Source organism: Edaphobacter sp. 4G125 (assembly GCF_014274685.1).
Classification (GTDB): Bacteria; Acidobacteriota; Terriglobia; order Terriglobales; family Acidobacteriaceae; genus Edaphobacter.
On sequence record NZ_CP060393.1, the window covers coordinates 3,466,382 to 3,492,029 of the forward strand.

20 protein-coding genes are annotated in these 25,648 nt (G+C 56.7%); 11 read left to right on the forward strand and 9 right to left on the reverse strand.

Features of this window, described 5'->3' with window-relative positions:
* The first annotated feature begins 99 nt into the window (after nucleotides 1-99).
* Nucleotides 100-1,320, forward strand: coding sequence for a molybdopterin-synthase adenylyltransferase MoeB (gene moeB / locus H7846_RS14420; protein ID WP_186693006.1), 1,221 nt, complete (start codon nucleotides 100-102; stop codon nucleotides 1,318-1,320).
* Between the two features lie 69 nt (nucleotides 1,321-1,389).
* Here moeB and H7846_RS14425 read toward each other — a convergent pair whose 3' ends face one another.
* The 4 genes from H7846_RS14425 to H7846_RS14440 form a co-directional block, all read right to left on the reverse strand.
* Nucleotides 1,390-2,616, reverse strand: a complete 1,227-nt coding sequence (locus tag H7846_RS14425; RefSeq protein WP_370561282.1) for an FAD-dependent oxidoreductase — start codon at nucleotides 2,614-2,616, stop codon at nucleotides 1,390-1,392.
* A gap of 83 nt (nucleotides 2,617-2,699) precedes the next feature.
* Nucleotides 2,700-3,398 (reverse strand): class II aldolase/adducin family protein, encoded by a 699-nt coding sequence (locus H7846_RS14430; protein WP_255460657.1) that lies wholly within the window; start codon nucleotides 3,396-3,398, stop codon nucleotides 2,700-2,702.
* A gap of 147 nt (nucleotides 3,399-3,545) precedes the next feature.
* Complete coding sequence (locus tag H7846_RS14435) at nucleotides 3,546-4,853, reverse strand: homoserine dehydrogenase (RefSeq protein WP_186696407.1); 1,308 nt, start codon at nucleotides 4,851-4,853, stop codon at nucleotides 3,546-3,548.
* Between the two features lie 113 nt (nucleotides 4,854-4,966).
* Entirely contained in the window at nucleotides 4,967-5,497 is a 531-nt protein-coding gene (locus H7846_RS14440; RefSeq protein ID WP_370561283.1) for a nucleoside deaminase, read from the reverse strand.
* Between the two features lie 118 nt (nucleotides 5,498-5,615).
* Here H7846_RS14440 and H7846_RS14445 point away from each other — a divergent pair, with 118 nt between their 5' ends.
* Together H7846_RS14445 and H7846_RS14450 are read left to right on the forward strand one after the other, a co-directional pair.
* On the forward strand, nucleotides 5,616-6,983 hold the full coding sequence (locus H7846_RS14445; RefSeq protein ID WP_186693009.1) for an NAD-dependent succinate-semialdehyde dehydrogenase: 1,368 nt from the start codon (nucleotides 5,616-5,618) through the stop codon (nucleotides 6,981-6,983).
* Between the two features lie 19 nt (nucleotides 6,984-7,002).
* Nucleotides 7,003-8,613 carry an arylsulfatase gene (locus H7846_RS14450; protein ID WP_186693011.1) on the forward strand — a complete coding sequence of 537 codons (1,611 nt, stop codon included), beginning with the start codon at nucleotides 7,003-7,005 and terminating at the stop codon, nucleotides 8,611-8,613.
* Between the two features lie 48 nt (nucleotides 8,614-8,661).
* On the opposite strand, the gene H7846_RS14455 is transcribed toward H7846_RS14450, so the two are convergent.
* On the reverse strand, nucleotides 8,662-9,483 hold the full coding sequence (locus H7846_RS14455; protein ID WP_186693013.1) for an alpha/beta fold hydrolase: 822 nt from the start codon (nucleotides 9,481-9,483) through the stop codon (nucleotides 8,662-8,664).
* Nucleotides 9,484-9,610: 127 nt separating this feature from the next.
* The gene (locus H7846_RS14460; protein ID WP_186693015.1) at nucleotides 9,611-12,253 is read right to left on the reverse strand and encodes a hypothetical protein; all 2,643 of its coding nucleotides are present in this window, start codon (nucleotides 12,251-12,253) and stop codon (nucleotides 9,611-9,613) included.
* A gap of 647 nt (nucleotides 12,254-12,900) precedes the next feature.
* Here H7846_RS14460 and mnmA point away from each other — a divergent pair.
* Nucleotides 12,901-14,037, forward strand: a complete 1,137-nt coding sequence (mnmA, locus tag H7846_RS14465; protein ID WP_186693017.1) for a tRNA 2-thiouridine(34) synthase MnmA — start codon at nucleotides 12,901-12,903, stop codon at nucleotides 14,035-14,037.
* A 48-nt stretch (nucleotides 14,038-14,085) separates the two neighbouring features.
* Here the strand turns inward: mnmA and H7846_RS14470 are convergent, their stop codons facing one another.
* Together H7846_RS14470 and H7846_RS14475 are read right to left on the reverse strand one after the other, a co-directional pair.
* Entirely contained in the window at nucleotides 14,086-14,634 is a 549-nt protein-coding gene (locus H7846_RS14470; RefSeq protein ID WP_186693019.1) for a hypothetical protein, read from the reverse strand.
* 62 nt (nucleotides 14,635-14,696) lie between these two features.
* Nucleotides 14,697-15,098: a YtxH domain-containing protein gene (locus H7846_RS14475; protein WP_186693020.1), complete on the reverse strand. Its 402-nt coding sequence runs from the start codon at nucleotides 15,096-15,098 to the stop codon at nucleotides 14,697-14,699.
* A 364-nt stretch (nucleotides 15,099-15,462) separates the two neighbouring features.
* Here H7846_RS14475 and H7846_RS14480 point away from each other — a divergent pair, with 364 nt between their 5' ends.
* The 7 genes from H7846_RS14480 (at nucleotide 15,463) to H7846_RS14510 (ending at nucleotide 24,076) form a co-directional block, all read left to right on the forward strand.
* Complete coding sequence (locus H7846_RS14480) at nucleotides 15,463-16,578, forward strand: BON domain-containing protein (protein WP_186693022.1); 1,116 nt, start codon at nucleotides 15,463-15,465, stop codon at nucleotides 16,576-16,578.
* Nucleotides 16,579-16,748: 170 nt separating this feature from the next.
* Entirely contained in the window at nucleotides 16,749-18,560 is a 1,812-nt protein-coding gene (locus H7846_RS14485; protein ID WP_186693024.1) for a glycoside hydrolase family 57 protein, read from the forward strand.
* Nucleotides 18,561-18,607: 47 nt separating this feature from the next.
* Nucleotides 18,608-19,429 (forward strand): hypothetical protein, encoded by an 822-nt coding sequence (locus H7846_RS14490; protein WP_186693026.1) that lies wholly within the window; start codon nucleotides 18,608-18,610, stop codon nucleotides 19,427-19,429.
* On the forward strand, nucleotides 19,426-20,118 hold the full coding sequence (locus H7846_RS14495; RefSeq protein ID WP_186693028.1) for a class I SAM-dependent methyltransferase: 693 nt from the start codon (nucleotides 19,426-19,428) through the stop codon (nucleotides 20,116-20,118). Before H7846_RS14490 ends, H7846_RS14495 begins: the two co-directional genes overlap by 4 nt.
* Nucleotides 20,119-20,136: 18 nt before the next feature.
* Nucleotides 20,137-22,254, forward strand: a complete 2,118-nt coding sequence (locus tag H7846_RS14500) for a M1 family metallopeptidase (protein WP_186693030.1) — start codon at nucleotides 20,137-20,139, stop codon at nucleotides 22,252-22,254.
* Nucleotides 22,255-22,283: 29 nt separating this feature from the next.
* Nucleotides 22,284-23,513 carry a hypothetical protein gene (locus tag H7846_RS14505; RefSeq protein ID WP_186693032.1) on the forward strand — a complete coding sequence of 410 codons (1,230 nt, stop codon included), beginning with the start codon at nucleotides 22,284-22,286 and terminating at the stop codon, nucleotides 23,511-23,513.
* 26 nt (nucleotides 23,514-23,539) lie between these two features.
* On the forward strand, nucleotides 23,540-24,076 hold the full coding sequence (locus H7846_RS14510; RefSeq protein ID WP_186693034.1) for a SixA phosphatase family protein: 537 nt from the start codon (nucleotides 23,540-23,542) through the stop codon (nucleotides 24,074-24,076).
* Here the strand turns inward: H7846_RS14510 and H7846_RS14515 are convergent.
* On the reverse strand, nucleotides 24,028-25,599 hold the full coding sequence (locus H7846_RS14515) for a Ppx/GppA phosphatase family protein (protein ID WP_186693036.1): 1,572 nt from the start codon (nucleotides 25,597-25,599) through the stop codon (nucleotides 24,028-24,030). The two genes, H7846_RS14510 and H7846_RS14515, sit on opposite strands and share 49 nt — an antisense overlap.
* Nucleotides 25,600-25,648: the final 49 nt, after the last annotated feature.

The following is a 25,648-nucleotide window of genomic DNA, read 5'->3' on the forward strand; positions in this document are numbered from 1 at the left end:
ATCGCTCCGAACGACAATAACTTTGGCATCCGCGAAGGCCTTGCGCCCTTCCATCGCGAAAAGCATCTAGAATTAAGCAACACCCTGAAGGAAACCAGAATGCCAACAGCCATCGAAGAAACCGTAGAGCTCCCGAAGCTCACCAATGAAGAGATCGCCCGCTACTCCCGCCACCTCATCCTGCCCGAGGTCGGCATGGACGGCCAGCGTAAGCTCAAGGCCGCGAAGGTCCTCTGCGTGGGAACCGGTGGTCTCGGCGCACCAATGGCCCTCTATCTCGCCGCGGCAGGCGTCGGCACCATTGGACTCATCGACTTCGACGTCGTCGACGAGAGTAACCTGCAACGTCAAATCATTCACTCCCAGTCCACCGTCGGAATGCTCAAGGTCGACTCTGCCGAGCAGATGCTCAAGGGGCTGAATAAGAACGTCAACATCGTCAAGCACAATACGATGCTCACCTCGGCGAACGCTCTTGAGATCTTCAAAGACTACGACGTCATTGCCGATGGAACCGACAATTTCCAGACGCGTTATCTCGTCAACGACGCCTGCGTCCTCACCGGCAAGCCCAACGCCTACGCTTCCATCTATCGCTTCGAAGGCCAGGCCTCGGTCTTCGCTACGGAAGAAGGGCCGTGCTACCGCTGCCTCTATCCGGAACCGCCACCTCCTGGCCTTGTTCCCTCCTGCGCTGAGGGCGGCGTGCTTGGAATCCTTCCCGGTCTGCTCGGTGTCATCCAGGCTACCGAGGCCATCAAGCTGATCCTCGGTCTCGGTGACCCACTGGTTGGCCGTCTGTTGCTGGTCGATGCCCTGGGCATGAACTTCCGCACCCTCAAGCTGCGCAAGAACCCTAATTGCCCCGCCTGCGGCACACATGAGATCAAAGAACTGATTGACTACGATCAGTTCTGCGGCATCGAGAAGCCCACCTCCGTCGGCCCGCTCGAAGTGGCCCGCGATAAGGCGGTTGCCGATGCTGCCGTTGTCGATGGCATCCCACAGGTCTCCGTCGAAACTCTCAAGAAGAAGCTCGATGCCAAAGAGAACATCTTCGTCCTCGACGTCCGTGAGCCGCACGAGTACCAGATTGCTAACCTTGGGGCTCCGCTCATTCCGCTCGGCACGATTGAGTCGCGTCTGGGTGAGCTCGCTGCACATAAAAACGATGAGGTCATCGTTCACTGCCGCTCGGGCGCCCGCAGCCAGAAGGCAGCGCTCGCTCTCAAGGCTGCTGGCTTCACCAATGTCTCCAACCTTACCGGAGGCATCCTCGCCTGGGCCGAGAAGATCGACCCTAGCTTGCCGAAGTACTAAGTCTCAACCGCTTCAAAGTGAGAGACCGGACCTTGAGTCCGGTCTTTTATCGTTCCCGGCAAGAATCTCTCAACACGCCTTCATCGAGTTGAACAACTCAGCGTGCTTGGCCAGCTTCGCCTTCACCGTAGCCTGATCCACCTCCAGCGACCAGTTCCCTTCTTCATGCGTTCCACCCAGCAGGATGCCGTCGTGACGCGAGAACATATACGCATCCTCGAACATCGCGGCATAGGTCACCTCCGGCTGCGGCAGCAAAAACGTCAGCTGACCTCGAATTGGAGTCAACTCCTGATCATCGAACAATGCCTTCGCTCCCAACCCCGTGCAGTTGAAGACCAGCTTCTCCGGCAATGTCTGCACCTCAGCCGGTGACTTCAGCTCGCGCCCCAACACCTTGCCGCCCGCAATCCTGAAATCCGTGATTAGCGCATTCAACAACATCGGCGGTTCCATAATCATCCCGTCGTACTGCGAAGCATATCCAATCCGAAACGGATTCTCTTCCTGCCTCAGTAGCCGTCGCTCCGGCAGCAAAGAATCGAGTCCGCTCACAATCCTCGGCCTACCTTCGGTTCGCCTGTCGGCAATCGGGGTCCGAGAGATCGAATAATTTCTCATCCACCGCACCCCATACCGCGGGTCTGTCGTAATTTGATACCGCTCATACGCGTACTTTGCCGCCGTCAGAAACTGATCGGTGAAACTCGCGCTCACCTTGTCTGAATCCTCATAAACGGTTGCGGGATACCACTGCCCTCCCGCAATGTTTGAAGTCGTGTCCGGCGGCATCGCCTTCGTGTAGATCGTTACCGAAAATCCGGCATCCTGCACCATCCTCGCCGTCGTCAGCCCCACTACGCCGCAACCAAGCACCGCAACTGGCCCGGTATGCCCTTTCAGTCCAAGATCTGTCGCCAGCTTCGCCGTTCCCCAACTCAGCGTAATGCCTCCTCCGCCATGCCCATAGTTATGCACGACGACGGTGTCGCCTACCTGCTCCCGCTCTACACGAAATCCGGAAGGTCTATATGGCCGCAACCCCACCACGGTACGAATCACACGATCTTCTGCAACCCGCACCGGAGGAATATGACACGCACTCTCCGGCAGATTCACTGGAGCCAAAGCAGCCTGGTTCAGCGCTGGATTAAAAACCGTAGAGGTCTTCCTCGCACATCCAGAAACAGCGGCAGAGATTGCGGCAAGGTTTGCAGTACGAAGAAAATGTCGTCGATCCATGAAACTCCTGAAATAAAAACAGAAATCCTGAGATGCAATCGATGTCGATTCCATCTCAGCGATCTCGAAAATCGTTGAAAAATGAGCTGTCGCAGCCCCTCTCACCTCAGGGCTGAGACTTCAGAATGACATAAAACCTATCCCGCAACCATCTGCCGGACCATTCTTCCACCCTGATGTGCGCCGGCCAGATATCTCGCTCTCGCCTCGTGCAATTGGTCGATCGCATGTCCCTCGAGCAGACGCACAGAACCAAGCTGATGTGCGACCAGACAGATATGCGCAAAGTGCTCCACCGTCTCCATCTTCAAAAATGCATCCAGCAAATCGTTCCCACACGTTACGGCCCCATGATTCGCCAGCAGAATTGCAGAGTGATGTGGAATCAGTGGCTCCAGGCTCTCCACAAGTCCATGGGTTCCCGTCGTGGCATAAGGAGCCAATGGCACCACACCCAGCGTCATAATCGCCTCAGAACACAGCGGCTCATCCAGCGGGCGCCCCGAGCACGCGAATCCCGTCGCAATCGGAGGATGCGAGTGGATTACCGCATCTGCATCCGGTCGCAGCCTGTAAATCGCAAGGTGCATCCCAATCTCGCTTGTCACCTTTCTTGTGCCCGCAAGCTGTCGTCCGTCTAGATCGACGATCACCATGTCTTCTGAGCGAAGAAGAAACTTACTTCTCCCGGTCGGCGTCGCAAGAATCCGTTCCTCATCCAACCTTACCGAAAGATTGCCCGAGGTTCCCGGCATAAAGCCGAGCCGATAAAGCATCCGTCCAAACCGAACCAGACTGCGCCGAAGCTCCCACTCCATCTCTTCTCCGCTCGCCAAGGCTCTTCCTCCGTACCGGGATATCGCAAAAATATACTAAGTCCGGAATTCTACCGACATCTGCCCTATCTGGATACCTCAGGAACAGAACGCCCCGGGTCGATGGAGATTTAACATCCTCCATCGACTCAATCACCAGGCTGTCTTCTACTCCGATTTGTCCTCTGGCACCAGGATTTGAAGCGTCAGCGGCTTCTCCAACATGCAATCCAGCTTCGAGATCGCTCCCATTGCTTTCTCGATCACGCTCGTTAGACAAGGCTCTGTCGTCACTACGAACGGAAGCCTGTGCTTCGGAAAGCCCGGCTTCTGCAGCAACGAATCAATGTTCGCTCCCACCTTCGCCAGTGCCCCGGCAATCGACGACACAATCCCCGGTTTGTCATCCACCACGAATCGCAGGTAATGCGGAGCCAGAAACTCGCCCGTCACCTGCCGCTTACGCACCGGAAGCTCGACAGCCTTCGCCCCCTGCGCAACCGCCAGCAGGTCCGAGACCACTGCGACAGCCGTCGGCTCACCACCCGCACCGTGTCCGGAGAACACAACATCGCCACCATAGCTCCCGCTCGTCACCACCATGTTCTGCGTACCATGCGACCACGCCATCGGCGAACTCAGCGGAATCAGCATCGGGGCGACCCGCGCATGAACCACCGTGCCATCCACCTGCGCACGAGAGACCTGCCGGATCGTGCAGTTCAGCTCCTTCGCATACACAAAATCGATCGCCTCGACCGTCGAGATCGTCTGCGTCGCCACCTCATCCGGATTCAGCTCCGCATGGAGCGCGATCCTCGACAGAATGCACAGCTTTGCCCGCGCATCATAACCATCCACATCGGCCGAAGGATTTGCCTCGGCATATCCAAGCTGCTGGGCGTCCTTCAACACCGTCGCATACTCAGCACCTGTCTCCATCCGGCTCAGGATGTAGTTGCAGGTCCCATTCACAATTCCGCTCAGCCGCGCCACACGGTCGCCGCTCAAACCCTGCAAAATCCCTGGAATCACCGGGACACCACCGGCCACGGCTGCACCATAGACCAGCTGCACTCCATGTTGAGCTGCGATCTTCTGCAAGGCTACTCCGCGATACGCGATTAGTTGCTTGTTGGCCGTCACAACATGCTTCCCTGCGGAAAGTGCCTTTTTCAGCCATCCCTCCACCGGATTCAAGCCGCCCATCAATTCAACCACAACATCCACATCCGACTTCAGAACGTCGTCGATGTTCTCCGTCCACTTTGCTGTCACGGGAACATACTTCGCCGCCGCGGATTCCCGCTTGCGCGCCACGCTGCGGTTATACACATGGGTCAGCACAATTCCCGGAAACTTCGACTCGGCCAGAACCTTCGCCACGGAGCTGCCCACCGTACCAAAACCCAACAGAGCAACCTTCACTACACCGCTGTTTTTCTTCCCTGTCGCCTGCTTCTTCTTTGTCGCCATCATCCTCCCGCTTTCCTCAACCCACTCATAACCATTGTCATTTCTACCGGAGCGGCACACAGCCGCGGAGTGGAGAAATCTGCTTCTCTAACAATCAAATACCGCGTGGCAACTCAATACTCCACGCGCGGAGTAAACCTTCGCCATGCATCGAAGCTTTCATTCCCACGCTCCGCAAGCATCTGTTCTTCTGGTACGGTTCGCTCCCCAATGCTCTTCTTCATCTCTGCATACAAAAACGCATCATCGAACCCGGCTGACGCTGCATCCGCCGCAGTTCCGCTGTAATAGACTCTCTCCATTCGCGCCCAGTAGATCGCTGCCAGGCACATCGGACACGGCTCACAGCTTGTATAAATGACGCATCCCTGAAGCGAAAAACCCTTCAACTCCCGACACGCATTGCGAATCGCAACCACCTCGGCATGCGCCGTAGGATCGTTGACAGCCGTAACCTGGTTCACACCCGTCGCAATCACCTGGCCGTCGCGCACAATCACCGCGCCAAACGGCCCTCCGCGTCCTGAGGTCACATTCTCCGTCGCAAGCTCAATCGCCTGCTTCATAAAATCTGGATTGCCCTGCATCCGGCTCCATGCTTTCGCCGCAACCGCCATCGTATCGACGGGCACAACAAGTCTCAATCAGAAGTACCTCGATTATATTCACTCGCCCTGCCCCTGCGTAGCCGACTAAACCATTCCGCCAGACTCCTTCAGCCCCTTCAAGGAACGACCTTTGCTAATCTGCTTCCTAAGCAGAATGGCTATCGAATCCATCAATCCCGCCAACGGAAAGCTCCTCCGCAGCTTCGATCCACTCACCGAAGCTGCGCTCTCCGAAAAGATCGCTCTTGCCGCCGAGACCTCCCGGACTTATCACGCCGTGCCACTCGACCACCGAGCTCTCTGGATGAACAAGCTCGCCTCTCTCCTCGAGCAGGAGGCCGACGAGATCGCTCCCACTCTCACCCTTGAAATGGGCAAGCCCATCCATGCTGCCCGGCAGGAGGTTGCAAAATGCGCTACGGCCTGCCGCTACTATGCAGAGAATGCCGCCCGCATCCTCGCTCCTGAGGCCATCGCCACCGAAAACTCCAGCTACATCCGCTGGGACCCTCTCGGCGTCATCCTCGCCATCATGCCCTGGAACTTTCCCTTCTGGCAGGTCTTTCGCTTCCTCGCACCTGCGCTTATGGCTGGAAATGTCGGCCTTCTCAAACACGCTCCTAACGTCCCGCAGTGCGCTCTTCTGATCGAATCCCTCGTACGCCGCGCCGGATTTCCCCGAGGTAGCTTTCAAACTCTTCTGATCGAAACCAGTCAGGTCGAAGGCATCCTTGCCGATCCACGCATCGCCGCTGTCACCCTCACCGGCTCGGTCACCGCGGGGCGCGCCATCGGAGCGCAAGCAGGTTGGCTCATCAAAAAATCCGTCCTCGAACTCGGCGGCTCCGATCCCTTCATCGTTCTTCCGTCTGCTGACCTTGACGCCGCGATCCACACCGCCGTCCGTGCCCGCCTCATCAACAACGGCCAGTCCTGCATCGCGGCCAAGCGATTCATCGTCCACGAGTCCATCTACAACACTTTCGAGCAGCGATTCGTAACGGAAATGGAAGCCATGAAGATCGGCGATCCCATGAAAGAGGACACCGACATCGGACCTCTCGCTGCCGCAAGATTTGCCGAAACCCTTGAGTCTCAGGTCAACTCCGCCGTCAAAGCCGGAGCCCGTATTCTTACCGGCGGGCAACGCATGATCGGCGACGGTTTCTACTTCGAGCCCACCGCCCTCGTCGACGTCCCGCGTTCCAGTGACGTCTACCGCGAAGAGCTCTTCGGCCCCGTCGCCATGCTCTTCAAGGTCTCTTCTCTCGACGAAGCTATCGAGATCGCCAACGACACTCCCTTCGGTCTCGGAGCCTCCGCCTGGACTCGCGACCCCGCCGAGCAACAGCGCCTCGTCTCCGAACTCCAGGCCGGATCTGTCTTCATCAACGCGATGGTCGCCAGCGATCCTCGCCTTCCCTTCGGAGGCATCAAACACTCCGGCTACGGCCGCGAGCTCTCCGCCATGGGAATGCGCGAATTCCTCAACGCCAAAACCGTTGTCCTCGCCACTGCCTGACAAGAGAAGGAATGGACCCATGAATCGTCGAAAATTTCTTGGACTCGGCAGCGCAGCGATGCTGCAACCCACCAACCGTCTATCGGAGGCTCAGGCAAAACCATCTGCGCCAATTGGCCCCGCACGCCGTAGCGGAACGCAGACTCGGCCAAACATTCTTATGCTGATGGCCGACCAGCTTCGTGTCGATTGCGTCGCCGCCTATGGGAATAAAGCCATCCGAACACCTCATCTGGATCGCATCGCGCGAGAAGGAATTCGTTTCCAGAATGCATACACCTCAGTGCCAAGCTGCACCCCTGCCCGAACTGCTCTCATGACAGGTCTCAGCCCATGGGGACACGGCATGCTCGGCATGATCAACATGGCAACGAAACCCTACCCGGTCGAGAAGGCCAGCGCGATGGCCAAAGCTGGTTATTACGCCACCACCATTGGCAAGAACCACTACTTCCCCATCACCAATCCGCATGGTTATCACCACATGATCACCGATGAGCACTGTTCCTATTGGTTTCACAATCGCAAACAAGGACAGCCGCAGTCCTACGAACCTCGATGCGATTACGAAAGCTGGTTCTGGTCTCAGATGCCCGATGCCGATCCTCATGCCACAGGTCTGGGCTGGAACGATCAGCCAGCAAAGCCATTCGTCTATCCAGAAGAAATGCATGCGACGCACTGGACCGGCACAACAGCCGTCAAGTTCCTCGAGCAATATCAGCGCGAAGACCCTTTCTTTCTGAAAGTATCTTTCATTCGCCCTCACAGCCCTTACGATCCTCCCCAGCGCCTCTTCGACAGCTACGCAAACAAGGATCTCCCAGAAGCGCAGATAGGAGCGTGGGCCACAAAGTACGCTCCGCGATCCAGCGACCGCGACGATCTCTGGCACGGGAAACTCTCTCCGGAAGAAATCCATCGTTCGCGCGCCGGATACTATGCCAACGTCACCTTCCTCGACGAGCAGATTGGCAAAATTATCGATGTATTGGAACAGCGGAACATGCTCGACGACACCATGATCGTCTTCTTCTCCGATCATGGAGACATGCTGGGAGATCACAATCTCTGGCGAAAGACTTATGCCTACGAGCAGTCTGCGCACATCCCCATGCTGTTGCGGCCTGCCAGGGTGCAGCAGCTCGGACCTGCCGGACAGACCTTCGATCAGCCAGTGGAGATTCGTGATCTGCTTCCGACCTTCCTCGATGCAGCCGGGGCTGAAACCCCTTCATCGATCGAAGGCAAGAGCCTTTTGCATCTCATCAAAACCAAGGGACAGGGCTGGCGCGAATGGATCGATCTTGAACACAACGTCTGTTACGGCGTCACCAATCACTGGAACGCCCTTACCGATGGCAGATGGAAATACATCTTCCACGCCTACAACGGCGAAGAGCAGCTCTTCGATAGAAAAGAAGATCCCCATGAATTGATCGACCTCGCCAGCGATTCGAAATACGCCGCAGAACTCCAGACATGGCGTCAACGGATGGTCGATCACCTCTCCATTCGCGGCCCACTCTGGGTAGAGAACGGAAAGCTCAAGATTCGTCAGGAGAGCCAATTCACAGGCCCCAATTTTCCCGGCTATGTCCCTGAGAAAGAGATCAGCGGCTGGATCTAATACTTCAGGCCGGCAATGCCACATGGTTCGCCGGCCTGAAAATTTCTGTTAGCTACGAATGAACTCCAGCAGATCCGGATTGATCACATCGGCATGGATCGTCAGCATTCCATGCGGATACCCCGGATATACCTTTAGCTTGGCACCCTTAATAATCTTGGCCGACAACAGTCCCGCGTCGGCAATCGGAACAATCTGGTCGTCGTCGCCATGCATCACCAGAGTCGGAACCGTAATAGCTTCGAGATCCGAATTGAAGTCCGTCTCCGAAAACGCCTTGATGCATTCGTAGTGGGCAACTGCGGAACCGATCATGCCCTGTCGCCACCAGTTACCCACCACGCCTTCCATCACCTTCACACCCGGACGATTAAATCCATAGAACGGAATCGGAACCTGCCGATAAAACTCCGCACGATTCGCCGCAAGCTGCTTGCGAAAATCGTCGAAGACCTCGATTGGAAGTCCCCCCGGATTCTTCTCGCTCTTCACCATGATCGGCGGCACAGCGCTCACCAGAACTGCCTTCGCAACGCGCCCTTTTCCATGACGAGCAACATACCGCGCCACCTCGCCGCCGCCCGTGGAATGCCCGATATGCACCGCATCTTTCAAATCCAGAGCAGCCGCCAATTCCGCCACATCGGCTGCATAGGTATCCATGTCATGACCATTCGCAGTTGGCGTTGAACGCCCATGCCCACGCCGGTCATGAGCAATCACGCGATAACCCTTCGCCAGGAAGTACAGCATCTGGTTATCCCAATCATCCGAGCTCAAAGGCCAGCCATGATGAAAGACGATCGGCTGCCCCTTGCCCCAGTCTTTATAGAAGATATCGGTTCCGTCTTTGGTCTTAACAAACGGCATAGTCGTTCTCCTCGTCTTGAATAGTGATTAACGCGTTTTGAAGGGGCCGGTTGTGAAGTTCTTCTGACTATGCATCATAGTCCCCTCCACAAACACCGGCCCCCTCAATCACCACGTTCTAATTTCACTAATTCTGCGGAGGCGTCGTTTGCCCACCCTGCGGGTTCGGCGTCGTAGTCGTATTCTCTCCACTCGGCGGCGGCACCGTAGGCGCAGGTTGCGGTGTTCTCGTTCCATCAGAAGCCGGTGCAGGCGCTGCAACAGGAGCAGTCGCAGGAGGTGGTGGTGGCGCAGGTGCGACAGGCTTCGGTAACACCACCGTCGCCGCATTCGCCGGATCATCCCGCAGCTTCACATAAAGCGTCCTCCCATCTGCCGGAGTCGGTACTGCAAATGTGCCATCCGCAAACCCGATCGGTACCTCCGCTGTCTTTGCAAAGTCTTTGTCCGCGCCAAACGTCTGCGCCAGGAACAGGCTGTTTCCTTCCAGCGTGCACGTCGGAGCATCTTCTGTCGTGCATTGAATCGCCGTTACATCCGGAGTCCGCACCAGCGTTCCTAATGGAGTCCAGTCTCCCGTCGTTCCATCAGCAGCTACAGGACGCATTTGCAACTTTCCAAAGCCGGATTGCCCGAAGGCCTTCGCTGGTACCAGCATTCCAATCGCGGTACGTGCATCCTGTAGCACCAGGTTGTTCTCTTTCAGCGAAAGTGTTGTCTTCAATGCGCCATCAGCCGTCGCGACTTCAATCGTCTGGTTCCGTGGAAATGCATCCTTCGTCTGCACCACAAAGGTCAAGCGGCCATTCAACGGAATATCACTCTTGGCACCTAGCGTCACCGGCAATGCACCATCCTGTGGCGTCGCCGTTGCATTCACCGAGATCAGTGTCAGACCAGGACGTGCCGCCTGCGCTGCAACCTTTACCTTCATCGTGCGGCCATCCTTCAGCTTCGCCGTGGCCTCCGTCCCCTCTTTCGGAGAAACTCCTGTCTTTGCCTCAAGCTGTACCGTTTTTTCGTCGTTGCTCGGCCCGCTCGGCATAAACGTCTGCCCCGCAATCTCCACCGAAACCACGTTCTCCAGTCCCTCACCCGAAAGCACCGCCACATTGTCGCCTCGGTGCAGCTTCACTGCATCCAGACGAATGTCGCTCGTGTATGCCGTCAAAGGAACCTTGCTTACATCTCCACTGCCATACTGCTTGATCGCCAGCGAGTAATCTCCCGGCTGCACCGTCTTCAACGACACCGCAAGCTCCAGAGGATTCTTCGCGTCCTCCGCACCCTTGCTGGTGCCCTCCGCCGGCTTGAAGCTCACATCCACATCTTTGCCGTTCTTGTTCGTCAGGGCAATCTGCTGAACACAGGCTGTCCCCTCACCCCGCAATGTCAGGTGATTGTCCTTGCCCGTCATCAGTTGCGAATTTCCCACGACCTTCCACCCATCGCCCGCAACCTGCTGCAGCGTCAAGGTCGGCCCATCGAATGCATCAAAGCCCCAGTACCCCTTCACGGTTCCTGTCACCGTCAGGTCTGTACTCGAAGCCAGCTTCGTGCCGTCCTTCGCCGCACTCTCTTCCTTCGCTGCCTCCTCCAGCGATCTCCGCTGCTCTTCCTTCGTAACCACCAATCCGCCCTCAAACGCATCCGGCTTCAGAGGAAGATCCGTTTGGGCCCCCGTACGATTCAAGTGCAATGTCATGTCATGAGCAAAACTCGTTGAAAACACCAACGGAGCCCCCTCCAGCAACAGCGCCATCTTCGGCTGAAGCAAACACGACACCTGGTTCTCATTCTGCGGACGCAGCGGCGGCAGCTTCGCCTCCTGGATCGCCGGCAGGCCAATCACAATCACCGACTTCGGATTAATAAAAGATGGCGGAGTGTTCAACTTCAGGTTCAACGTCTCGCTATTCGGGAACGCAATCGCGGGAATGTACTGAAACTGCGCTGTACGCATCGTGCTCACCAGATGCACTAGATCGACCACCGCTCCCACATAAGCCGAATACACACCCGCACCCGCCACCGGAGTCGCCGAAGCGGCATTGATAAAGTCCGAAGAAGGTCCTGTCGAAATCGCTGACGCAATCGTCTGTCCATGTCCATCATCCAGCAGCACCGGGGCGCTCGATTGCGTCAAACACGTTACCTGTTGCTCAACCGGCTGCTTGAAGCAGTCTGCATTCGGCCGTAATGCCAGCGTCGTTGCCAGCTTCCCCGACCGATCCTGGATTGCCTTCTTGTCATTTGCCGGAACCGTCTTCATCGCTGCCAGGTAACGCTCGATCCTTTGCTGTTCAAACGAGGCTTCGTTTAAATCCGCATTGGCTCGGATAAACAGGCCAGGCTTCCCCTTCACCGCTGACCGCAGAGTCTTGAAATCCCCACCCGTCTCCGGAGCGACAAACATCACTGCCTGCTCGGCTCCCTCAGGAACCGTAATCGTCGTCCCCTCCCGGGTCCTCTTCTTGTCCCAGGTATCGATCTCGGTAAACCAATCGTCTGGTGGTTCGTTCGTTGTCCCACGCAAAAAAGCAACGATCAAAAGAAGATGGTTCTTCTGGCTCGCCGGCAGGTCTGCTTTCACCCACAGCTTGTCTCCCGCTCGCAGATTCGGGACCTCCGCAATCGGTAGCGTCGTTCCTGCCCGGGTCACCCGAACACTGATCTTGGGGCCCACCAGGTCGAAACGCGCATTATCCGCGCGAGCTATACACGCAAACGAAACAGCCAGAAGAAAGACAGAGAGCCTGATAATTTTCATCTCAAAACAGCTTAGACGCATGCCCTGTGGAGCCAGTTGCGGTCCCCATCGCCCATAACTTCATCTGCACGTCGTCATCGCGATATAACTAGTTGAAAATAAACAAAATTTACTCTAATAATCCGAACAGTCAGATGCCCCAGCCTCTGGCTTGGAGCGACGCAAGTCGCACGAGACTAGGGTAGGTATTAGTGCACAACGCGAATGCAGGGTGCCCCATTCATGGAGCATCGCGACATGAGTGGGCGATTCGTGTCAGTATGGATCCTCCGCTGCTCACTTGAAGTGTCATTTCGAGCGAAGTCCCGCAGGGGCGAAGTCGAGAAATCTCCGAATTTCATGGTGACCATTCGCAACAGACTACCCCTGTCAAGCCCGCATCCACCTCAACCAACACAAACAAAACGACTTACCCGTTGCGGATTCACCCCACCTCCTCCGCTATACTTGAAATAGAAGATTGGACCAGATCCGCATCGCCGGAGTGCGGAGATTCCAGCGTCGAATGATCGAAGACCGAGTCTAATCTGGAAGTAGTCGGTTCGAACGCCTCCCGTAAAGCAATGGAATGAGGTACGGACTTAAGCCTATTATTTATAATACTTTGCACGAAATAGACGGGGGGAGGGTCTCCAGGAAGAATCGCGATGCAGCCTGATCTCAACAATCCGAACCAGGAGACGATCGCTGTCGCCATGTCTGGAGGAGTCGACTCCTCCACGGTCGCGGCCATTCTGCGATCTCAGGGGCACCCTCTTGTCGGCCTTACCCTCCAGCTCTGGAACCAGCGCCGCCTCGCTGGAAAGGAAGGCATGCCCGAGGCCGTCAAGGGACGTTGTTGCTCCCTCGACGATGTCTACGACGCTCGCGCCGTAGCCGAGCAACTCGACATCCCCTACTATGTCGTCAACCAGCAGGACCGCTTCGAGGCCGATGTCGTCCGTCCCTTCGTTAACGAGTATCTACACGGGCGCACGCCAATCCCCTGCACCCTTTGCAACAACCATCTCAAGTTCGACCAACTCCTACTCACCGCGCGCCAGATCGGCGCCGACCGCATCGCCACCGGCCACTACGCCCGCAATCACTACGATGAAGCTCGTGGCCGTTGGATCCTCTCGCGCCCGGCAGACTATACGAAGGACCAGACTTATTTCCTGTTTGGTCTGACACAAGAACAGCTCTCCCGCACTCTCTTCCCTCTGGGAGAGATGCAGAAGCCCGCTGTTCGCCAGATCGCCGAAGACCAGGGCCTCTATGTCGCCCAGAAGCCCGACTCGCAGGAGATCTGCTTCATCCCCAATGGGGATTACAGCACCTTCCTCAAGGCTTACCTCGACGAACAGAATGAGGAGATGCCTGACCTCTCTGGCGAGCTCGTGTCCACCTCCGGCGAGGTGCTCGGCCACCACCAGGGAATCCACAGCTTCACTGTCGGCCAGCGCAAGGGCCTCGGCGTCTCATCGCCGAACCCGCTCTACGTCCTCGCCATCCACCCGGACTCGCACCAGGTCACAGTCGGTCCCGATGAGGGTCTGCTCACTCGCAACCTCACCGCCAACCGCCTCAACTGGATCTCGGTCCCGGGCCTCGCCGAAGGCGAAGAACTCCGCGTCACTGCCAAGATTCGCCATCGCCACACACCCGCCCCCGCCACCCTCATCGGAGCAGGCGACGATCTCGTACGCGCCGTCTTCGACGAGCCGCAGCGAGCGATCACCCCCGGCCAGGCCGCCGTCTTCTACCAGGAAGACGAGGTCGTTGGAGGCGGCTGGATCATCTAGTTTTCAGTTTGCTATTCCGAAACGTACCCGGGGAAGAATCTGCTTTTTTTACAGACCATCTTCACCGTAATGCGATGAAGATCGGTGATTTCTGCCACCGAACAGCACATCGAGCCCGGCCTTGAGCCCGTTCATCAGGCCGTGGAACTCGCGCACCGGAGCCTGAACACCCCGCTGAATACCGGTCGCAATTCCGGCCGTCGTATCCAGAACCGTGGTCACCATATCGTCGACGCGGGCCGTCTGCGCACGTGCACGCTGATTAACCTCTGAGATCGTCGAATCGAAATCAGCAGCCTTGGCGCGAACGACATGACTTGTCTCCACGAGATTCTCAGTGAGGATTTGGAGCTTGGGCCGCAGCTCGCGCACCATACCCTGCGCCTCATCGATCACGGGCAAGGTCTTCGCACGGACTTCTTCGGCGATCGCGAGAAGCTGCTTTCTTGCCTTGTAAGCGCCGTATGCGGCTCCGATAACCACTGCCGCCTGAGCGACCATCGCGATTGCAACCATGGCAACAAAGAACATCAAAAGCCGCGAGTTTCCGGATGAGAGCGAACCCGGATCCTCGAGCCACATTCCCAAGATCGTCATTAGCTTCTCCTCAAGACAGAACAAGGCAATCCGGCTCTCATGGCCGGATCGCCTTCAAAAAGCTACGAAGCGGAGGATTCCTGCTCCGTCCGGGTCGAGTTGGTATAAGCCTGCTTCCCGGCATCGACTGCGGCAGCAACTTTATTCTGCTGCTCCTGCACGAGGCCCTTGCCCTTCTCGACGTACTGCGACCACTGCGTGCGGCCGCGCTCATAGTACTCTTTGCCGCGGTCCACGTAATCGTTGAACTGCTGCTTACCCTGTTCCGCATACTCCGATGCACGTTCGCGTCCCTGCTGGGCATACTCCGCGGCTCGCTCCCTGGCATCCATCGCAGATGCCATCAGATCCTCGCGCGTCTCCTTGCCCGATTTTGGCGCATACAGAACGCCCACCAAGGCGCCAATGCCCAGCCCCGCAAGAAACCAACCCAATCCGCTTGCGCCGTTGTCGTTATCTGACATTGCCTGTCTCCTTCTCTCTCGTAATCCCTGGGTACAAAACCCATACCTCGCCAGTTATAACGGGATATCCCATCCAGATTGAGAAACTTAATCGACCAGGACCGAAATAAACCGGCTTCGAAGATTGTACGCCTGCCTAAGCAGGCATCCTAGGGTGGATGCCCGTTATGATCCTTTGGGTTGCGTCTCCATCTTTCCTCAGAACTTTCCGCTCTCTAAAGCGTCATATTTGTACGAGGAGCCCCTCCGGTCCCGAGTCAGAGTTTCGGTTCTCCCTCTAATATCTTCTGACCAACGGTTCGCTCCTTGATTTAGAGTCTTTGACAGCAGCCGGGCTTTTTCGCTGCACGAAAGAGATCGTCAGATGAGCATTTACGCACTTCGTATTTCGACACGCACCTTCGCCGCCGTAACCGCTCTTTCGCTAGGCCTCGCATTGGCCGGCTGCAAGAGCACAACACCTGCGGCACCGGCCGTAGACGATGCCAGTCTGACGAACGCCGTGCAGGGCCGACTCTCCGGAGATTCGGCCCTGGCGAGCGAACCCATCCAGGCAGGCGTACAGAATGGCATCGTTACCCTGAATGGAACCGTCAGCAGCGAGGCAGCGCGGTCGCTTGCCGCTGCCGATGCAGCGCAGGTTAGCGGGATCAAGACCGTCGTCAACAACCTTTCGGTCCAGGCGCCCGCTCCTGTCGCCGAAACTCCTGCACCCCCGCCGGTCATGGAACCAAGATCAAGAAGGCCCGCGCCAAAGCCCGTTGAGAGGCAGCGATCCGCTCCGGCACCGATTGAGCGTCCACAGGTAGCGCAGACTGCTCCGCCTCCCACGCCGGCTCCAGCGCCCGCACCGGTTCCTGCTCCTCCGCCACCTCCAGCCTTCAAAAATGTGACGGTCCCTTCTGGAACTACCATTCCGGTCCGGATTACCCAGACGCTTAGCAGCGCAAATGCTCAGGTTGGCCAGACCTTTTCGGGGACAGTAGCAACCGACATCATGGCAGATGGTCTGGTCGCAATTCGCCAGGGTACCGGAGTCAGTGGTCGCGTCTCAGCAGTCCAGGAGGCGGCGCACTATAAAGGAAACTCCCTGCTCAGCATCGAGCTAGTCAGCCTCGACCGCCGCGGCGACTCACTTGCTGTCTCAACCCAGCCCTACAGCGTTGAGGGCAAGGGACGTGGCAAGAACACCGCAGCCAAGGTTGGCGGCGGCGCAGCGATCGGTGCAATCATCGGCGCAATCGCCGGAGGCGGCAAGGGCGCAGCGATCGGGTCAGCAGCCGGTGCCGGCATCGGAGCTGGAGCTAACACGGTCACTCGTGGTGAGCAGGTGCAGATCCCCTCCGAAAGCCTGGTCAACTTCTCTCTGACCAATACCATCTCGATCCGGGTTCCAACATCGGACACACTCAGCACACATGGCAGCGGACAGCGACGGCGTCCAATGAACCCACCCTCGGACGATCAACAGCCACAGTAACCGAAATAGTTTTTCCAGCATCCTAGCATTTAAATACGAGCGGGCTTATGGAAGGCCCGCTCTTTTATTCCTCGTCGCTGTCTTTGGTGTAGACTCGAACTCTCGAGTCGGCAAAACCCGAGAAAAACGAGGCAACTTCACCATCGCTTACCGAGCGCGAGGTATCTGTCTTGACCCAGGCATCGACCAACTCTGCCTCCACGAAGCAGCCAAAAGGTTATCTCACGTTCACGCTGCATGCTCATCTTCCCTATGTAGTCCATCATGGAACCTGGCCGCATGGCATGGAGTGGCTCCACGAAGCTGCCGCCGAGACTTATCTTCCTCTGCTCCGCGTTTTGCGCAATCTGGAACGAGACAGAATCCGGTTTCAATGCAATCTGAATCTTTCCCCCATTCTCCTCGAACAACTTTCACACCCAACGTTTATCGCGGAGTTCCCCAAATATCTTGAGCGAAAGATCGTCGCCGCACGCGAAGATGAAGCCTTCTTCATCCAGTCCGGCGAATCTCATCTTGCGGAGACTGCACGCTTCTGGCATCGCTTTTTTGCTCAGGCGCTGGAAGATTTTCGCGCTCTCAATGGAGATATCGTCTCCGGCTTCCGACACTTCAACGATATTGGCCTGATCGAAGTGATCACCTGCGGCGCAACCCACGGCTTCATGCCGTTGCTGGGAACAGACGAGAGTGTACGCGCCCAGATCCGCACTGCGGTCAAAACTCATAAGCGTCACATGGGCCGTCATCCTCGCGGCATATGGGCTCCGGAGTGCGGCTACCGTCCCGCAGGATTCTGGAACTATCCCGTTGGCTTTGCCGATGGCTCATCAGCTCCTGCCGGTTTCGATCGCATTGGAGTGGAGCAAGCCCTCTCCGAGAGCGATATTGAATTTTTCTTTGTCGACACGCACCTGGTCGAAGAAGGACACCGTGTACCTTCGCCCTACGAGTTGCTCAATGGCGCAGTGCCCGTCGATGGGCCGACCATCGCTATGACTCATGGGGGCCATCGCTCTCTCTATCAACCGTACTATGTCGATGGCCCCTACGATAAGCGTTACGCCGCGACGATCTTTCCACGCGACCCGCGCACCGGAATCCAGGTATGGTCAGGCGACTCCGGTTATCCCGGTGATGGAGTCTATCTCGACTTCCACAAGAAGCGCTGGCCCGGAGGCCATCGCTACTGGCGCGTCACCGGCCCCAAGGTCGACATGGGAGACAAACAGCCCTACTATCCACAAGAAGCGGCTGAGCGGGTGAAATCGCATGCGTCTCACTTTGTCCATCTGGTCTACGAAGCGTTGAGGTCTGGCTTCAACGATTCGATTCCTCCTATCCTCTGCGCACCTTTCGATGCTGAGCTCTTCGGCCATTGGTGGTTCGAAGGGCCAATGTGGCTGGAGGCTATTGCACGAACTCTGCACGACTACGACACGGGAATCCAGATGATCTCCTGTGCGGAGTATCTCGACCTGTATCCCCGCGCAGGATTTATCTCTATGCCGGAAGGTTCCTGGGGAGCTGGTGGCCACAATGAAGTGTGGATGAATCCAGAGACCAGCTGGACCTATACCCATATCTACCCGGCAGAGTTATTCACCCGCGAGGTCGCCAGTGGAAACCTCTGGCGAGATTCCGAGCTTGGCGGACGTATCGCCCGTCAGCTCTGCCGCGAGCTTCTTCTGCTCGAATCCTCAGACTGGCAATTCCTTATCACCACAGGAGCTGCCCGCGACTACGCAGAAGCGCGCTTTGTGACGCACAACGATCAGTTCAATGAGGTGAAATTGTTCTGGCAGGCCTTTGAGTCCTCGGGACAGTTATCCTCAGATCAAGAAGAGCGCCTAACGGAGATCGAGCGCCGCGATGATGTCTTCCCGGACATCGATCCTAGCCTGTGGGCCACCAGCGCAAAGCAGGAAAGACATCAGCCAGAGGCTACTCCAGTGGTGACCAACAGCAGGCCCATGGCATAATTCTTTCTTCATCGCTGCCTTCTGCAGTTGGGTCATAGAATGAGAGCGTGACTGCGAAGGCGAAATCTCCTCTGGCGCTCTGGCATCTTCTCTCGCTCGACGCTCCAACAGTCGCCGTATTGTGGACGTGGTTCATCGCACGCGTGAATCATGTTCCCCTGCGCCTCCCTTCCCTCTTCGCTATGGCGGCAGCGGTATGGACGCTCTACGCTGCAGATCGCCTGCTGGATGCACAGTCGTCAGAGATTGGCCTACTGGAAGCACGGCATCACTTCCACCGGGAACATCGCAGCACCTTCATGGTTGGGATCGCCTGCGCTTCCATCCTTCTTGCGATTTTGTTGCCTCGTATTCCAGAACAGGCAATCCGTCTTTATCTCATTCTCGGCGGGCTGGTCTTCGGCTATTTCGTCATCATTCATGCCACTCACAGCGCACATCGTCTTCCGAAGGAGATCGCCGTCGGCATATGCTTCGCCGCTGCAACCTTCATCCCAACAGTCGCTCGCGTTCCGTCGCTTCGACTGACGCTTCTGCCGCCGGCACTTTTATTGGCAGCGCTCTGCAGCCTAAATTGCCTGTTCATCTATGCGTGGGAACATACGCTTCCTTCCGGGCAAACTCCTCACCCTATTACGGCGGTCGCGCTTCGCCATCTGAAGCAACTTACCCTTACTGTAATTGCCGTCAGTGCAGCCCTGATTGGCATACACCATGAGGCTCCGTGGCCGCTTTATGCCTCCATTCTCATCTCAGCAATAACCCTGTTCCTTCTGCATCGACGACATAGCAGGATGCCGGCAACCGAGCTGCGGGCGGCCGCAGATCTAGCATTGCTTACTCCACTTTTAATGGTGCCCTTCCTGTGAGCACACCCTCCGGATTCGACCGTATCGCCAGACCTTATCGTCTGTTGGAATATCTCACGCTGGGTCAGCTGCTCGAGCGAACACGCCTCCACTTTCTTCCATACCTCCTCACGGCCCGAAATGCTCTAGTCATTGGAGATGGAGACGGACGTTTTCTTACCCGGCTGTTTGCCGCAAACCCGAGCATTCGCGCCACCGCGATTGACGTCAGCGCTGAGATGCTGCGACTGTTGAGCAAAAGATGCACGGCCTATACAGATCGTCTATCGACCTGCCAAATTGACGCCCTGAAATTCATGCCTCCTGAAGACCAAAGCTATGATCTTGTCGTAACGCACTTCTTTCTCGATTGCCTTACGCAAACTGAGATTGAGGCATTGGTTACGCGCCTCACTCCTGCTCTTGCACCCGGTACGCTCTGGGTGGTTTCTGACTTTCGTGTTCCACCTGGCCTTCTCCGCTGGCCAGCGCAACTCTTCGTTCGCGGTCTCTATATCGCCTTCCGCATCCTTACAGGATTGCAGGCCACTCAGCTTCCTCATCACGCCTCAGCGCTTCAGTCCGCTGGATTTCGCCGCATTGAAAAACAGCTTTTTATGGCGGGGATTCTGACGACTGAATTGTGGCAGATCACAGACAACTCTGCGCAGCGCCACGCCACCTCTTGGAGGATTCCTGCATCCTATTGAAAGGATTAGACCCCTGCTATGTTGCGATCCAGTCTCGCTGCCGCCGTTGGTCTATGGCTTATCTCTCCCTGGCTTCCTGCACAGGTGGGAATCGCTATCAACTCGCCAAACGGCGAGCCTCTCTCAGAACGCGTCGTCGCTTATACGATCGATGCCCGCCTCGATACCGATCGAAAGACCCTGGACGCTACCGAGACTCTGACCTACCGGAACCTCACCGGTCAGCCTCTCAACACATTTCCATTTCATCTTTATCTCAACGCATTTCGACCAGAGTCCACCTTCACGGCAGAGACTCGTGCAGGCGGAGGTATTCGCGATTCGCTAGGCGATCACTACCCCGCTGAAAAGATCGGGAGCATCATGATTTCGCATATCGAGGCCGATGGATATGGCGATCTCACTCCAACACTTCACTTCACCGCTCCGGATGATGGCAATCTACTGGACCACACTGTTGCGGAGGTGATTCTTCCGCGCCCGCTCGCTCCAAACGATTCCATCACCTTTCATGTTGCCTTCCATGATAAGTTTCCGCTCTCGGTCGCGAGAAATGGCTATAAGCGTGACTTCATCATGGGAGGCCAGTGGTTTCCCAAAGTAGGAGTGTTCTGGCACGGCGCGTGGAACTGCCATCAATATCACGCGACGACTGAATTTTTCTCTGACTTCGGCACCTATAACGTGCGCCTTACCGTCCCGCGACGTTATGTTGTCGGAGCCAGCGGCGTTTCCACCGGGAACCAACCCAACTCCGACGGCACGAAGACGCTCAGCTTTTACGGAGAAGACATCCACGACTTCGCCTTCGCAGCCAGCCCACACTTCATTCCAACAGACGCGATCTATCTCTCTTCGCTTGGCCCTGTGCAGATCCACATCCTTGCGCTTGCAGCTCATCCACACATCGGGCAGAGATATCTCGACATCATGCGTGGCTCCCTCAGGGAGTTCGAACGCCGCTATGGTCCATACCCTTACAAGGTCATTACCGTCATCGATCCCGAACCCGGGTCTGAAATGGAAGGCATGGAATACCCCACGCTGGTTACGGGTGATGGCTCCTGGACAAGCATCTTTAAAGTTCCCGAAATCACGGTGGAACACGAGTTCGGCCATCAGTACTGGTACGGCATGGTCGCGACCAATGAATTTGAAGAAGCCTGGCTCGATGAAGGGATCAACTCCTATACAGAAGTCAAAGTCCTGGCCGCATTGCTGGGAGACCGCACCTCGGTCGTCCAGCAACGTTATGCCAACTTTGGCGACGGATCGCTCCAACGCATCACGTATCTCTCTGCTCCCGACTTCGATCCTGTGACGCGCTTCGCCTGGAAGTTCCGAGATGAGCACTCATATGGAGCCATTACCTACGGCAAGACTGCAACCTTGCTCACAACGCTGGAAGGCATTCTCGGAACTAACACAATGGATGAGGCTCTGCGAACCTACTTCCAGCGTTATCGTTTCAAACATCCCACAGGAGAAGACTTCCTCCGCACCATTGAAGAAGTTGCGGTCGCTCGCGGTAAGGCTTCCCCACTCTCCGGTGAACATCCAGAACCTGCTCCTGTCGTCACCACGTGCGCACCTCTTAGCCCTCTAGGTCCAACAACAACATTCAGACAGCTTAGCCAGCCAACTCCCACATGCATTGCCGAGCCCGCTCCTGCACCGGCAAACGCCTATACACCGACGACGTTACGACCATTCATTCAACAGGCCGTCTATGGAACTCAGCTCCTGGATTATTCCGTCGATGGTTTCTCTTCAGAGCCTGTGCAGTGGTGGCAATCCCCTCCACGCGATCCGCGGACGACGCAGTACTCGTCTGTGGTTTATCTGCGACGGCAAGGAGATTTCATTCTGCCCGTAACCGCTGAGATCGTCTTCGACGACGGCAGTCGCGTGCGCGAACACTGGGATGGCACAGATCGCTGGACCCGGTTCACATATACGCGCAACGCGAAGGTTGTCTCCGTTGAACTTGATCCAGACCATCTGATTCCACTCGATCGAAATCTCTTCAACAACAGCTATACGAATCGCATCGATAAAGTCCCAGCGCACAAGTTGGCTTCCATCTGGACCGTTCTCCAGCAGATGGCAGCCCAATTGGCAGCCTGGATTGTGTGAAAAGGAACGGAGATATCGAAAGGCTCCCTATGGCTCGAACCCGTAGCATTCTCTTCCACGGCCTCAGCATTACCCTTCGCCGGCTTCCGGCGTTCCTGTGGACGTACCTTTTTAATCTCGGACTCGCCCTGGCCTTTTGCTTCCCGCTGTACAAGCAACTTTCAAAATTGCTCGATCACTCCCTGGCCGCTCAGAGAATCTCTTCCGGCTTCGATCTCTCTGTCGCCCTCTCAAGCATCATGCAGCTTCAACACGGCTCCGCGGGACAGGCCATCACCACGACTAGTTACGGGTCGCTTCCCACGTATCTGTTGATCTATCTCCTCCTCGTACCGGGAACTCTCTTCTGCTATATCACCCGCGCCCACTCCACCTTGAGCAGCCTCCTTCGCCAGGGCATATTGCACTTCTGGCGATTTATACGCATCATCCTCCTCACCCTGATTGCCGCGTTTTTCATCCTCGGCCCTCTTACATTACTGCAACGGCACTGGGCTCGTTTCGTTGACGAACACTTCGTTGGACGGCCCGCCCTGCTCCTCACCTTGGCAGGTGCAGGAGTTGTTCTCCTGATCGCCTCCCTCCTGCGCCTCTATTTCGACCTCGTCGAGGTCTATACCGTTCAGCTTGGGACTCATACACGATCTTCAGGACGTCCTGATCGCCGTGTCAGGCGAACGCTGGGTCCGGCATTCCGTTTACTTCGCACTCATCTGACTCGTGCATGGATAGCTTTTTTGTTCCTCGCCATCCTGGGTTCCGCAGCCGCCTTCATCGCGACGAGAACAGCGATGCACATGATGGCGCAGTCTCGCGTCTGGCCAATGTTTCTCGTAGCGCAAGCAGGGCTCTTCATCATGCTCTTCATGCGGTTCTGGCAGCGGGGAGCTGAGGCTTCCCTTGTACTGCAATATCCCATTGCCCCGGAAGAATCTACCTCAATCGTTCCGCGAGCGACCTTCTCCTCCCATGTGCATCCGGCTCCGCCGTCGCCACCTACATCAGACGTTGTCTCCTCAGAGCATCCGCACCATGTCGAGATGATCTATAACCCCGATCCTCTCACGCCGCTTTATCCTGCGCCCTTCTCACCGGATGCCCCTCTGGTCGAACCAACGCCTCCGATAACGACCACGATTCCTCCCGATCCCATTCCGAATCCGGAACCTGCTCCGCCCTCACTCGATCAGCCCGACCCTGGTATCTTTCACCGCGATTCTCAGACTTCCCATCTGCCTGACAATCCCGATAAAAAATGATCGCTGCACTAAAATCGAGATTGACTATGAATCTCTTTATCCTTCGACATGCCTCCGCAGGAGAACGACGTCAGAACCCGGTTCTGGACCGCAAGCGCCCGTTAGATAAGGATGGCAAACGCCACTGTATGCAATTGGCGCATATCCTCAACGGCTTGAAGATTCAGTTCGACCTCATCATCTCCAGTCCGCTTAAACGGAGCCTTCAGACCGCCTCATTGGTTGGAACCGAGACGGGCTATGAATCTCAGATTCTGCTCTCGAATGCGCTCGCTCCCGAAGCGACACTCCGCGACTTTCAACGACTACTCTCCGAGTGCCGGGACTACGAGAATGTGCTGGTCGTCGGCCACAACCCCAACATCACGCAGTTCCTGGCTGCTCTGCTGGTTCCACATAACGCGACCACCACACCTTCAATCCGTTTGCGCAAAGGGTCTCTTGCCCGTCTGTCACTGACACGCGCACCGGCTACACTGCAATGGCTGCTTGATCCCCGTCCCGTGCGTGCGCTCTATACGACTTCGACAAAAAGTTCGCGCCGGAAGACCTCGCGGAAGTAAGTGGCCTCTTTCTTTACTGACCACGCCTCCAGCTCTGCCCCGCCGCGGCTCGGAGCAAGTTCGAGCAGCACTCGCTTCGGGTACACGTAGATACGGATGCGTAGCGTGGCCGATGCTCGATCCTGATTCAATGCGGCCGCGAGTCGCAGTAGAGCAATAGCGCGAATCACATTCGTGTGCTCTTCGATCGGCAGTGTGCGCATCACGCGGTCCATCGCATCGGGCCGCGTTTTTCCCAGATATCTCGCCAGCGCGCTCACAATGACTCTCTGCTCCGGTGAAAACCCGAAGATCTCAGAGTTCGCGATGATGTACTGCGCATGTCGATGATGGCCCTGATGGTTCATAAACTTGCCTACGTCCTGCATCATCGCGGCAGACTCAAGCCAAAGCCTATATTCCTCAGGTAGCTCATGGACGCGCACCAGCGCATGGAACAGCTCCACCACATGCTGTCGTACCGGCTCAACCTGCCGCTGCTCGATGCCATATCGACGACAGACCTCCAGCACGCCCGCCCATCGCTCGCTTTCGATCTTCTGGTGCACCGAGGTCCGCAGGTCCGCGTCGCCAAGCATCTGCGCCAGCATTCCATCCCGCAATCCAAGGGATGAATAACGAAACGACTTCAACCCGAATCGTTCCATCAAGCTTGCATAGACGAACGCACCGCCTACAATAATCTCCGACCGCCTTGGCCCAATACCGGGAATCGCCGCCCTCTGCTCATCGCGCATCTTCGCCAGTCGGTCCACTAGTGCGCGAACCTCCGTCGAGTGGGCAGTGAGGGTGCCTACATGCTCCACACGCTTTTTGACCAAAGACTTTTTCTTGTCCTTGATAGCTGCCTTTTTGCGCGCGTCACTACTGGCTTCGGCCAGTGCCGAGGCCGTTCCCGAGGTGGCGATGACCAATGCTGCACGCGGCATCCCAATCTTCTTTTCCGCCTTCTTCAGCTCGCGATCGATATACTGCTTCAGCCGCGCAACGTCTTCCCTGGCCGGAGGATCTGTCATAAGAAACTCCTGCTGCAGGCGCACCGCTCCCAGGGGCAGACTCACCATCGACTTGATCCGCCCGCCGTCGGAGACCGTGACTTCGCAGCTTCCGCCTCCAAGGTCGATCAGGACACAACGACCACGCGCTCCCACCTCATGGGTTACCACTCCAAGATGGATCAGACGACCCTCTTCTAAACCGGAGATCACTTCGACATTCCATCCGGTCGCCGAACGTACCCATTCGATAAACGCATCGGAGTTGCGAGCGTCTCGCATGGCACTGGTTGCAACTACACGCACCTTGTCGGCCACATGAAGCTGCACTGCCTTGTGGAAGCGCTTGAGCGCACGGATCGTCGCTGCCATCGCCTCCGGCGAGATCACACCCGTCTGAAAGACGCTCTCGCCCAGCCGAGTCACCTCGCGGTCTTCATGCAGCGTCTTCAGCCGGTGCATCTGCACCTCGGCAATCTTCAACCGGCAGGAGTTCGATCCAATATCCACTGCAGCAAACGTCGGCATCACACCTCATTTCAAATCCATGAATCAACTACACAAGCCAAGATACATC